Source organism: Staphylococcus sp. GDY8P72P (assembly GCF_016890655.1).
Classification (GTDB): Bacteria; Bacillota; Bacilli; order Staphylococcales; family Staphylococcaceae; genus Staphylococcus; species Staphylococcus arlettae.
The window spans coordinates 278,544-291,649 of the sequence record NZ_JAFEQJ010000008.1 but is presented as its reverse complement, the minus strand read 5'-3'; the positions used below and the strand labels follow the sequence as shown (position 1 = coordinate 291,649).

Below are 13,106 nucleotides of genomic sequence, written 5' to 3'. Positions count from 1 at the left end.
AGTATCGTCTCCCTCTTAACGTATTATTCCACTGGTTTGAGTAAAACTTTAATTCCTTCTCCACTTTTTATATGTTGGTATGCGGTATCCCATTCACTAATGTTCAAAATTTTAGTAACTAAAGTCTCAGCGTTGACCGAACCATCGCTAAGTAATTGTAATGATGGCTCCCAATCCGCTGGCTTTTGACTTCGACTACCTACCACCGTAATCTCTTTTTGAATTACTTTATCCATATCAAATTCAATTTTATCGTCTTTAAATATACCTAATTGTACAAAACTACCTTTTTTTCTTAATAAGGATAATCCTTGGTTAGCTGCTGGAACCGCACCTGAACATTCAATAACTATGTCAACACCATAACCTGAAGTTAGATCGTCAGTGTATTGTTGCAAATTGGTATGTTGCAAATTTACAACATGGTCTAGTTGTAACGCAGCTGCTTTATCTAATCGCGCTTGATCATTGTCTAAGCCAGTAATAATAATCTCTGCACCTTTGCTTTTCACAACTTGAGCAACTAATAATCCAATCGGTCCGGGCCCCATAATTACCGCTTTATCACCTTTTTTAACATCAATTTTAGCAACGGCATGATGTGCACAAGCTAGTGGTTCAGTCATTGCAGCAGCTTGATAAGTGACGTTGTCTGGTAATCGATGTACACTTGCCGCTCGTGCAATAACAAACGGAGCAAATGCACCGTCTTGTTGCGTTCCTAGTCCCCTTCTTTTACTGCATAAATTATAGTCACCTGTAGCACAATATTGGCATTGTCCACAAATATAATACGTTGTCTCTGATGTCACACGGTCACCAATGTTAAAGCCTTCTACATTGTTGCCTAATTCCACAATTTCACCAGCAAATTCATGACCTAATGTCACTGGATAATTTACGTTGTAGTGTCCCTCATACGTATGAATATCTGTACCACATACACCCGCATAATGTACTTTTATTTTAATCTCGTCGTCACCTAGAGCAGCAATTGTTTGCTCTTGTAATGCTAAATGTCCAAACCCAGCTTGCGTTTTTACTAAACCTTTCATTATGTCTCACTCCTCCACTAGTTAAATAAATTGAAGAATTTATAAATAATCCAATTTAGTATGTTACCGCCTTGGTCAATACTTGAAATTTGCGAACTACCCTTAGGCATTTCAACATTTGTGCCACTTGCCATTTCTGTAAATATCGGAGCAACATCTGTAGCAATATATAAAGAGATTGCAATCATAATTGCACCTACAATAACTGAATGTATAATATTTCCACGTGCAGCTCCTACGATAAACGCTACAACAAAAGGTATCGTTGCTAAGTCACCAAAAGGTAATACTTGGTTACCAGGTAATATAACTGCTAGTAATACTGTAACTGGCACTAAAATTAATGCTGTAGAAATGACTGCTGGATGACCGAGTGCTACTGCCGCATCTAGTCCGATATAGATTTCACGTTCTCCAAATCGCTTATTCAACCAAGTACGTGCAGATTCCGAGACAGGCATTAAACCTTCCATTAAAATTTTTACCATACGTGGCATTAATACCATTACTGCTGCCATTGACATCCCTAAATTAATAACTTTACCTGGATCATAACCGGCCAAAATACCAATAGCTAGACCTAATACCAGTCCAACAAAAATAGATTCACCAAAAGCACCAAAACGTTTTTGAATTGTATCCGGGTCTGCTTCTAATTTTTTTAAGCCAGGTATTTTTTGAAGCCCTTTAACTAAGAAGATTCCTGGAGCGTATGAAATTGTACTACCAGTAGCTAATGACACTCCCGGTAAATCAAAGAATTCACTCATCATTGGCGCTGTCCAATCTGCTACTTTTAAGCAGACAATTTGGAAAATTACAGCTGCCACTAAGGCTTGCCAAATACTACCCGACACTGCATACACCATGGCACCACAAAATGTATAATGCCAAAAGTTCCAAATATCAACGTTCATTGTTTTAGTTGTTTTCGTAAGTAACATAGCCACATTGATTAAAATACCTAAAGGTATAATAAAAGCTGCAATACTAGATGCCCATGCTATAGATGAAGTGGCAGGCCAACCTACATCAATTACATTTAAGCTAACACCTAAATTCTTAACCATCGCTTGTGCTGCAGGACCTAAATTTTTCACAAGTAAATCAATTACTAAAAAGATACCGACAAATGCTACACCAATCGTCAAACCTGAACGAAATGCTGCGCCAACCTTTTGTCTAAAGAAGAGCCCCAATAAAAATATAACGATAGGCAAAATTACTGTTGCTCCTAAATCTAAAAACCCTTTAATAAAATCTACAAAAGTATCCATATAATCGCTCCATCCCTTTATAAAAAAGGATCATTTTTACTAGGTTGTATCACAATATAATGCGTTATGTTTATCTAGTATGATTTTTGAATGATCCTTTTTACTAATTTATTGAGTTGTTATTGTTTTAACACTTCTAAAATTTCTTTTTTAGTATCTTCAACACCAATACCTGTTAAGAAATTACGTGCATTAATTACTGGGAAATGATATTCTTTTTTCGTCATTGCAGTAGTAACTAATAAATCTGCTGTATCTTCATAAGGTCCAACTTCGGTAATTTTAATTTGCTTCAAATCCACCTTGATATTGTGTTCTTTTGCCATTTCCTCAATTGCATTATTTACCACCGTTGAAGTTGCAATACCTGCACCACATGCTACTAATACTTGTTTCATAAATAACTCCTCCTAATATTAACTATTTATTGATAATTTAATTTCAGAATATTCGAATATTTTTTCTGGTGTTGTATCACCAGAACATAATAAATTATTCTGCTAATTGTTGTTCTATCACTCTGACAATCGTTTCCTTATTTGTTGCTTCGGCTAACGTTGCTAATGTTTCATCATTTTGCAAAAGAGACATGAGTTTTTGTAATAATGTTAGTTGTGCATCACCTTTGTCCATAGCTAACATAAAAATTATTTTTACTGGTGTTGTTGCTTCAGTTTCCCCCATCATTACGAAAGGAACTGCTTCTGCCAATACAGCAATACCGATTGCTTTATCATTTACATGTTGTGGGTCTGTATGTGGAATAGCAACACCACAATAATTCGTTGGCAAACCTGTCGGAAATTCTTGTTCTCGTGCTATTACGGCTGACTCATAACTTGCTTTGACATAACCATTTTGAAAAAGCGTTTGCGATAATTGCTGCAAAGCTTCAGACGCTGATTCTACTTGTACATCTAATAAAACATTAGATGATTCAATACTTATTTTTGTCATCTAAGCGCACCTCATTTTTATTCAATTTTGGAATACTGTTCAATAATTTGAACGATTTCTTGTATTGTTTGTGCTTCTTGAATACAGTTGATATCTTGGTTGCTTTGTGCCAAATCTCTTAGCTGTAACAAAGGTCTCAAGTGTTTTACCTTATCCGTTGCAGCAATCACAACAATAATATGAATTGGATGTTGCTTATTAATAATGAGTGGCTCTTGTAATACGAGCATACTCATAGCTGTACGTTTTACACCACCGTCACTCATGGCATGTGGAATAGCGATGTTATTTTGAATTACCATATAAGTATCATCAAAATGTTGTTGCATTGCTTCTACATATTGAGGTTCTATATATTGTGCGCTTAATAATGGCTCACTTGCTAATGCAATCGCTTCGTCCATCGTTTTAACTTCATTACATTGCTTTATATGTGTTGTAGGTAATAAATCTTTTAAATTCAATTCATTATTTAAAGATAATGTTGCTGAATTAATCGTACTTATTGGTTGGAGATAAGCTAAATGATCTTTAATACGTTCGTATAATCCTTCCTCATCAAACACATTGGCATGTGCTTTAATCGTTTCCATAAAGGCTTCAACATTCATTGTATTTTCCGTAGAATCTCCAAACGTTTTCAACACTTCTTGTCGCAATAATTTTTTCTCTTGCGCATTTAAAAACGATTTTGTAATAAATAATGTTTTTGTAGTCATCACATGCATGGGCGCAAAGACGATATCATAATCTAAAGAATAATTATTAAATGTTGATAATGACAAAGCATCTAAAAAGATAATTTCTGGAAATAGGCCTCTAAGTTCTTGCAACATCATCTGTGATACAGAATGCCCTTGCGTGCACACTACAACTGCTTTTAAGCTTTGTTCAATATCAATATCTTGTCGTCTCAGACTGCCACCGATAAGCATTGTTAAATATGCAATTTCATTATCAGGCAATGTTTGACCTAAATAATGTTCAAGCGGTTGGATCGATTGCTTTACTAAATGAAACAGCTCTCGATATTCTCCATGTAATGGATTTTCTAACTCTTGGATATCAGATAATTGATATTTAATACGATAAAATGCGGGTTTCATATGCCATAGTAATTGTTTCAAAAGTTGATCTTTATTCTCAAATTGAATACAGGTTATTTGTTCAAATCGTTGTAGTGTAGTAATAAGCACTGACTTCAATTGTGGAAAAGCAGTAGTTTCTGGCTGTTCTGACCATTGCATGCTCGTTGATAGTAAGTGCAAAGTAACATATAACCTTTCTTCCATAGGTACATCAGAAAATGGCTCCAATAAAATTTCTGTAGCTTTGTATTCTTGTGTATCTGACAAAGCACTATAATCTATTTTAAAATGGTTAATGATGTAACCTTGTTCAATACGATTAAAAAATATATTCAGTAAATATGGGAACAGATTTAAACTATGATCTACATACTTTTTCCGTAAAAAACTTTCAATCTTGGTCATTTGCTTATTAATTATCGTCATATCATCTTCAGTTACACCTAGAAAATGTCTCATCTCGTGACTAGACAATTGTGTATGTGTACTGTTAATAATAAGTTTGATCGCCAATTTACGTGTTTGTAATTCATCACCCATTAAGGCATATCCTTGTTTTCGAGAATAACGTAACGTTAAATTGTATTGAGCTAACTGTGTTTTCACTTTTTTTATATCATTAAGCACAGTATTTTTACTTACTTTAAGATCTAACGCAAAATGATCTAATGATAAATAAGGTGTAGAGTTAAATAACATTAATAAAATAATGTACTGACGTTGCTCTACATTGTAAAATTCTTTGTCATTTACAGATATATCGACATCATCAATGTTGAGCGCTTCCTTAACAGTAGGATCAACGATAAAATGACCTTGCTTCGTCCGTGTTATTTGTTCATATGAAGCTTTACTAAGCCATTGATTAATTTTGTCAATTCTGTAACTTAATTGCCGACGTGACAAATTAAATTGCGTTTCTAAGGTTTTACTTTTAATTGCGGGGTTCTTGACAATTTGAAGAATAATTTTATAATTTTCTGTTTCTATAATTTTTATCCCCCCTTTATTGGTTAAATTCAACTTACCATAATTCAACCAACGGTGGTACATGGATTAGTCACAAAAAGGCGCTTTCGCGTTGTACATCGTTGTGACCTTGTCTCATAAACCTTGTCCTGACACATAAAAAGAGCAAAGTAGCCATTTGCTATATCAAATGACTACTTTGCTCTAAATTAAAATTCTTATGATTTTTGGTTAGCTTTATCACGTGCTAATACTGTTTTTAAATAATGTCCAGTGTAACTTTCTGATACTTCCGCTATATCTTCAGGTGTACCAGTAGCAATAATTGTACCACCGCCATCGCCACCTTCAGGTCCTAAATCAATCAGGTGATCAGCAGTTTTAATGACATCTAAATTATGTTCAATAATGACAACTGTATCGCCATTTTCAACTAACGTATTAAGTACAGATAAAAGTCGACTAATATCATCTACATGTAATCCAGTCGTAGGTTCATCTAATATATAAATCGAACGACCAGTAGAACGTTTATGCAACTCTGAAGCTAATTTCACACGTTGGGCTTCACCACCAGATAACGTCGTAGCTGGTTGACCCAGAGTCACATACCCTAAACCAACATCTACAAGTGTCTTTAATTTGCGATGAATTTTAGGTACATTTTCAAAGAAATAAGTCGCTTCTTCCGCGGTCATGTTCAATACATCTGCGATATTTTTCCCTTTATATGTTACTTCTAATGTTTCACGATTATATCGTGATCCATCACATACTTCGCACGGAACATATACATCCGGTAAAAAGTGCATCTCAATCTTGATAATACCATCACCTTTACATGCTTCGCAACGTCCACCTTTGACATTAAAACTGAAGCGTCCTTTATTATAACCTCGTATTTTGGCTTCATTAGTTTGTGCAAAAATATCACGGATATTATCAAAAACCCCTGTATAAGTAGCAGGGTTTGAACGTGGTGTACGCCCAATAGGTGATTGGTCAATATCTATAATACGATCTAATTCTTCAATACCAGTCACTGCGTCACAATCACCCGGTTTAACTTTTGACTTATTAATTTCTTTAGCTAAAGATTTATATAAAACTTCATTAACTAATGAACTCTTACCAGAACCAGATACACCTGTAACTACAGTCATTGTTGATAATGGGAATGATACATCTACATTTTTTAAGTTATTACTACGTGCACCAGTAACGTGAATTTGTCGTTGCGTAATTTCTCGACGATGTTCAGGTACATCGATTTGTTTTTTACCACTTAAATATTGACCAGTTAAAGATTGCGCTTCTTGCATAACTTGTTGCGGTGTACCGCTCGCAACAATCTCACCACCATGATTACCAGCACCCGGACCAACATCTACTAAATAATCTGCTGCGCGCATAGTATCATCATCATGTTCAACCACGATTAAAGTATTACCTAAATCACGCATTTCTTTCAATGTCTCAATTAATCGATCATTGTCTCGTTGATGCAAACCGATGGATGGTTCGTCTAATACATACAAGACACCTGATAGTCGTGAACCGATTTGAGTCGCTAATCTAATACGTTGCGCCTCACCACCAGACAAAGTGCCTGAAGAACGATTTAACGTCAAATATTCTAAGCCAACATTAAATAAAAACTTCAATCTTGAAATGATTTCTTTTAATATTTGGTCAGCAATTGTACGATCTTGTGCTGACAATTCAATCGTTTCATAAAAGTGCAATGCATCTTTAATTGATTTATTTATAACTTCACCGATATTTAAATCAGCTACATAGACTGCTAATGCTTCTTTACTTAGACGTTGACCATGACAAGTTTCACATGGTAACTCAGTCATGTATTTACTCATCATTTCTCTCACATATTCTGAAGGTGATTCGTGATAACGACGATTGATGTTGTTAACTACCCCTTCAAACTCCATCGTACGTGTACGCTTTTGACCGTTACGTTGTTCAAAAGTAAATTCAATTTCTTTACCTTTCGAACCATACATTATAATATCTTTTTGTCTATCTGTTAACTTTTTATATGGTTTATCCATATTTATTTTATAAACTTTGCATACACGTTTTAACAATGTTGGGTAATAATCAGAGCTAGTAGACTCCCACGGTAAAATTGCGCCATCATTTAATGTAGCGTTTTTATCTGGCACTACTAAATCTAAATCCACCATTAATTTTTGACCTAAACCATCACAGGTAGGACAAGCACCGAAAGGACTATTAAAACTAAACATACGTGGTTCTAATTCACCGATAGAGAATCCACAAATCGGACAAGCATGGTTTTCAGAAAACTTCAGTTCATCACCATCAATAATATCTACAACTAAATTACCTTCTGCTAAATTTAATGCTGTCTCAATTGAATCGGCAAGACGTGTTTCTATACCAGATTTGACTACTAATCTGTCAATGACCACTTCTATTGTGTGATTTTTATTTTTATCTAATTGAGGAACATCATTTACATCTATAATGTCCCCATCAACACGCACACGTACATAACCTTTTTTACTTATATCTTCAATTAATTTTTCATGTGATCCTTTGCGATGATTGACAATTGGTGCTAATAGTTGAATTTTTGTACGTTCTTCTAATTCTAAAATACGATCCACCATTTGTTGTACGGTTTGCGATTCAATTTCGATATGATGATTTGGACAGTATGCCTTGCCTACACGTGCATAAAGTAAACGAATATAATCATAAATTTCAGTAACAGTTGCAACGATAGATCTAGGATTTTTACTTGTTGTTTTTTGATCGATTGAAATTGCTGGTGACAAACCTTCAATCGTATCTACATCTGGTTTATCCATCTGTCCTAAAAATTGACGTGCATAAGCACTTAATGATTCTACGTAACGTCTTTGTCCCTCTGCATAAATCGTATCAAATGCTAATGATGATTTACCTGAACCTGAAAGGCCTGTCATCACTATTAATTTATTTTTCGGTATCTCGATATCAACATCTTTCAAATTATGGGCTCTCGCCCCTCTTACTACAATTGATGGCTCTTTCATACTTTATGTCACCCTTCTGCTTTTAATTCGAATAACATGTCACGTAATTCTGTTGCTCTTTCAAAGTCTAAGTCTTTAGCTGCTTGCTTCATTTCTTTTTCGATATTTTGAATCGTTTTTTCGCGTTCTTTTTTCGTAAGTTTTTTCGGTACTTCTGTTTGTTGTTGTTCATTTGTTTCATCTGAATCTACCGTAGCACTAATAACATCATGAATTTTCTTATTGATTGTCGTCGGTGTAATATTATGTTTTTCATTGTAAGCCATTTGTATTTGACGTCTACGTTCTGTTTCATCTAAAGCATATTGCATAGAATCCGTTATCTTATCACCGTACATAATAACTTCACCTTTACTGTTACGTGCTGCACGACCTATCGTTTGTACAAGGGAACGTTCAGAACGCAAGAACCCTTCTTTATCAGCATCTAATATAACAACTAAGGATACTTCTGGTATATCTATACCTTCACGTAATAAGTTAATACCTACAACGACATCATACGTACCCATACGTAAATCTCGTATTATTTCAATACGTTCTAATGTTTTAATTTCTGAATGAAGATAGTTTACTTTAATACCCGCTTCTTTCAGATAGGTCGTTAAATCTTCACTCATTTTTTTAGTCAATGTCGTAATAAGTACACGTTCATCATTTTCAATACGTCCTTGGATTTCACCTAATAAATCATCAATTTGATTTTCTGTAGGGCGTACATCAATTTTTGGATCTAATAGACCAGTTGGCCTAATAATTTGTTCGACCATTTCATCGGTATGTTCTAATTCATATGGCCCTGGCGTAGCAGAAACATAAACGAGTTGACGTGTTTTAGACTCAAATTCTTCAAATTGGAGCGGTCTATTATCAAGTGCACTAGGTAGTCTAAATCCATGATCCACCAATACTTGCTTACGTGCACGGTCACCATTATACATACCTCTTATTTGAGGCAAAGTAACATGAGACTCATCAATCATAACTAACCAGTCGTCTCCAAAATAATCTAATAATGTGTATGGTGTGGAGCCTAACGGTCTCAATGTTAAGTGCACCGAATAGTTTTCAATACCAGAACAAAAGCCCATTTCTCGCATCATTTCTAAATCATAATTGGTACGTTGTTCTAAACGCTGTGCTTCTAATAATTTATTTTCACTGCGTAATTTTTCTAATTGTTCAGCTAATTCATTTTCGATACGTTGTATTGCTGATTTCATTTTTTCTTCACGTGTAACGAAGTGAGAAGCTGGGAAAATCGCAAAATGATCTCGTTCTCTCAATACTTCACCTGTTAAATAATTCACTTCACGAATGCGATCTATTTCATCTCCAAAAAACTCAACGCGGATACACATTTCTTCACGTGAGGCTGGGAAAATTTCTACAACATCGCCTCTCACTCTAAATGTTCCACGTCTAAAATCAATATCATTTCTCGTATATTGTACATCTACTAATTTGCGCAATAGTTCACTACGATCCATTTCCATACCAACACGTACACTCACAACTAAATCACGATATTCATCTGGATTACCTAAACCATAAATACAACTAACACTGGCAATAATTATAACGTCATCACGTTCAAATAAGGCACTTGTTGCAGAATGTCGCAATTGGTCTATTTCATCATTGATTGAAGCATCTTTTTCAATAAATGTATCGGTAGAAGGTACATATGCTTCTGGTTGATAATAATCGTAATAACTTACAAAATACTCTACTCTATTTTCTGGAAAAAATTCTTTAAATTCACTGTATAATTGTCCTGCTAAGGTTTTATTATGGGCAATAATCAAGGTCGGTTTGCCCACTTCCTTAATTACATTACTCATCGTAAATGTTTTTCCTGTACCTGTAGCACCTAGTAAGGTTTGATGTCGTTCTCCTGCATTCACACCATTGACAATTTTTCGAATTGCTTCCGGTTGGTCACCTTCTGGTTCAAAGTCGGAAACTAATTTGAATGGATAATGTTCCATAGTGACACATTCCTCCTATATATTACGTTTAACGTTAGTTAATTCATTGCTCATACTGTAGATTATTAATTATATCAATTGTTTAAAATCTATTTCACTTGCATACTATTTTAACAGATTCTGTTCGAAATATACAAACATTTGTTCGTTTAAAATGATTACTCTCACTCACACATAGAAAAAAACAAACACAGTTCACACTATGTTTGTTTTTTCATGTTTGTTATTGAGTTATATAAGTATACTTATTAAACAGCATTTATTGCAATCGAACTGTTTATACATTGTATATACCCGTTAATCTTCATCTTCTTTTTTATGCAATTGTAATTGGTCAATAATCACGTACCCTGCAAGTATGGATACTACATCAATAAAGATAATCCACTCATTATGAAAAAAACCTTTTTGAATCGATGCACCGATTAAGACGAGTACTAAAATTGTACCAACCCATTTACTTCTAGTCACCACACTAAATAAAATGACAAGTATACACGGGAAGAATGATGCGAGTATATACCAAATCATATATGTCACTCATTTCTTTTATTTAAAATTGCCATTGTTGTTTCACGCAATTCAGATTTTGGAATAAATTTCTCAGTTAACATTTCAGGAATTACGTTGTCTATGAAATCTTGTACCGAACTTAAATGGTCAAATTGCATAATTGTTTCTAAAGACATTTCATAAATTTCAAAGAAGAGCTGTTCCGGGTTACGTTTTTGAATTTCTCCGAAAGTTTCATATAATAAGTCAATTTTATCAGCAACTGATAATATTTGTCCTTCTAATGAATCATCCTTACCTTCCTGTAATCGTTCTCGATAAACATCTTGATAAGGTGTAGGTATTTCTTCACTAATAAAAGTATCTACCATTTCTTCTTCAACTTGAGAAAACAATTTTTTCAATTCGCCACTAGCGTATTTCACCGGAGTTTTAATATCTCCTGTGAAAATTTCAGCAAAGTCATGGTTTAATGCTTTTTCATATAAGCTTTTCCAATCCACTTCGTTGCCGTTATACTCTTCCACAGTTGCTAAATATTGCGCGATTTTTGTAACTTTAAATGAATGCGCAGCTACATTATGCTCAAAATATTTAAATTTTCCTGGTAGTCTGATTAACTTTTCCAAATCGGATAAGCGTTTAAAATATTGATGTACACCCATGACATACGCCTCCTTGTTTAAACAATGATTATACTTGCTTTTATTATAACAAACAAGAAAATCAATTTTCATACCAACTTAATTATTAAAGTTACTTAAATTATGCCTTCTATTCATTGATATTTCAAAAATTTAAAAGTGGAAAAGTCATAGCAAGCAATATATTGCTTGCTTAATTATTAAATCCATCATCACGTATGTCATCGCAAAGTATTGCACTTACATAGTCGTTTATCGCTATAAGGTAAATTGTTAATCCTATATTTCAAAGTCTACTGTTGGAACTATTAATGTATTACTCTTCAGCTTGATCCATTTGACTTCTTAGGTATGCTTCGATAAATGGCCCTATGTCACCATCCATCACAGCATCTACTTTACCTGTTTCTTTATTTGTACGATGGTCTTTAACCATAGAATATGGATGGAAAACATAAGAACGAATTTGACTGCCCCAGCCTATTTCTTTTTGTTCTCCTCGAATTGCTGCCATTTCTTGCTCTTGTTCTTCTAATTTAAGTTGATATAATTTAGATTTTAACATCTTCATAGCAGCTTCACGGTTTTTAATTTGTGAACGTTCATTTTGGTTATTTACTACTATACCTGTAGGGTGATGAGTAATACGTATCGCTGATTCAGTTTTGTTAATGTGCTGACCACCAGCTCCTGATGCACGGAACGTATCTACGGTAATATCATCTGGATTAATATCAATTTCAATTTCTGTATTATTAAATTCTGGAATTACATCACACGATGCAAATGACGTATGACGTCTACCTGAAGAATCAAACGGTGATATACGAACGAGTCGGTGAACGCCTTTTTCTGCTTTCAAATAGCCGTAAGCATTATGACCTTTAACGACTATTGTTACACTTTTCACGCCCGCTTCATCACCGGGTAAATAATCGGCAGTTTCAACTTTAAAGCCTTTTTGTTCACAATAACGTTGGTACATTCTTAATAGCATACTCGTCCAATCTTGTGATTCAGTACCACCAGCACCTGGATGTAATTCTAAGATTGCATTATTTGCGTCATAAGGTCCATCTAATAATAATTGTAATTCAAATTGATCTAAATCACCTTTAAATGCTTGAACTTGCGTTACTAGGTCTGCTTGCATATCTTCATCTTGTTCTTCTGCAAGTAATTCGCGTGTAGCATCCATATCCTCTAGCTGTGATTCTAACTTTCTAAATTCGGTTACTACAGATTTTAGAGCATTATTTTTATCAATGACGCTCTGCGCCGTATTTTGGTCATCCCAAAAGTTAGGGTCAGTCATCATTTCTTCATATTCTTGAATATTTGTCTCTTTTTCTTCTAAGTCAAAGAGACCCCCTAAGTTGTTCTAACTTGTCAGCATTGTGCTCTATATTACGTTTTATTTCTGATAATTCCATAGTCATCGCTCCTAAATAACGTTTTATTAATATTTTAACATAAATTGTCACTTCTAATTATAGTCTACATTGTGTAAGTTTATTCTCCTAGTCCCTCAGTCAATAAATTATTACTGT

The 13,106-nt window shown here is 34.3% G+C and carries 10 protein-coding genes; all 10 read right to left on the bottom strand.

Annotated features, from left to right (window positions below; translation table 11 throughout):
* Positions 1–23: 23 nt before the first annotated feature.
* Positions 24–1,055 carry a zinc-binding dehydrogenase gene (locus JVU85_RS05200; RefSeq protein ID WP_002509834.1) on the bottom strand — a complete coding sequence of 344 codons (1,032 nt, stop codon included), beginning with the start codon at positions 1,053–1,055 and terminating at the stop codon, positions 24–26.
* Positions 1,056–1,072: 17 nt separating this feature from the next.
* A complete protein-coding gene (locus JVU85_RS05195) occupies positions 1,073–2,332 on the bottom strand; it encodes a PTS galactitol transporter subunit IIC (protein ID WP_002509835.1) in 1,260 nt (419 codons plus the stop codon).
* 119 nt (positions 2,333–2,451) lie between these two features.
* On the bottom strand, positions 2,452–2,730 hold the full coding sequence (locus JVU85_RS05190) for a PTS sugar transporter subunit IIB (RefSeq protein ID WP_002509836.1): 279 nt from the start codon (positions 2,728–2,730) through the stop codon (positions 2,452–2,454).
* A gap of 94 nt (positions 2,731–2,824) precedes the next feature.
* Complete coding sequence (locus JVU85_RS05185; protein ID WP_002509837.1) at positions 2,825–3,289, bottom strand: PTS sugar transporter subunit IIA; 465 nt, start codon at positions 3,287–3,289, stop codon at positions 2,825–2,827.
* 17 nt (positions 3,290–3,306) lie between these two features.
* Positions 3,307–5,430, bottom strand: a complete 2,124-nt coding sequence (locus tag JVU85_RS05180; protein ID WP_204172107.1) for a BglG family transcription antiterminator — start codon at positions 5,428–5,430, stop codon at positions 3,307–3,309.
* Between the two features lie 134 nt (positions 5,431–5,564).
* On the bottom strand, positions 5,565–8,408 hold the full coding sequence (gene uvrA, locus JVU85_RS05175; RefSeq protein ID WP_021459134.1) for an excinuclease ABC subunit UvrA: 2,844 nt from the start codon (positions 8,406–8,408) through the stop codon (positions 5,565–5,567).
* An 8-nt stretch (positions 8,409–8,416) separates the two neighbouring features.
* Positions 8,417–10,399 (bottom strand): excinuclease ABC subunit UvrB, encoded by a 1,983-nt coding sequence (gene uvrB / locus JVU85_RS05170; protein WP_021459135.1) that lies wholly within the window; start codon positions 10,397–10,399, stop codon positions 8,417–8,419.
* A gap of 297 nt (positions 10,400–10,696) precedes the next feature.
* Positions 10,697–10,930 carry a CsbA family protein gene (locus JVU85_RS05165; RefSeq protein ID WP_002509841.1) on the bottom strand — a complete coding sequence of 78 codons (234 nt, stop codon included), beginning with the start codon at positions 10,928–10,930 and terminating at the stop codon, positions 10,697–10,699.
* A gap of 5 nt (positions 10,931–10,935) precedes the next feature.
* Positions 10,936–11,577 (bottom strand): YfbR-like 5'-deoxynucleotidase, encoded by a 642-nt coding sequence (locus tag JVU85_RS05160; RefSeq protein ID WP_002509842.1) that lies wholly within the window; start codon positions 11,575–11,577, stop codon positions 10,936–10,938.
* Positions 11,578–11,872: 295 nt separating this feature from the next.
* Positions 11,873–12,989, bottom strand: a protein-coding gene (gene prfB, locus JVU85_RS05155; RefSeq protein ID WP_100218104.1) for a peptide chain release factor 2 whose coding sequence is annotated in 2 segments (ribosomal slippage) — positions 11,873–12,916 and positions 12,918–12,989 — 1,116 coding nt in all. Because the reading frame shifts where the segments join, the coding sequence is not laid out codon by codon here.
* Between the last annotated feature and the right edge of the window lie 117 nt (positions 12,990–13,106).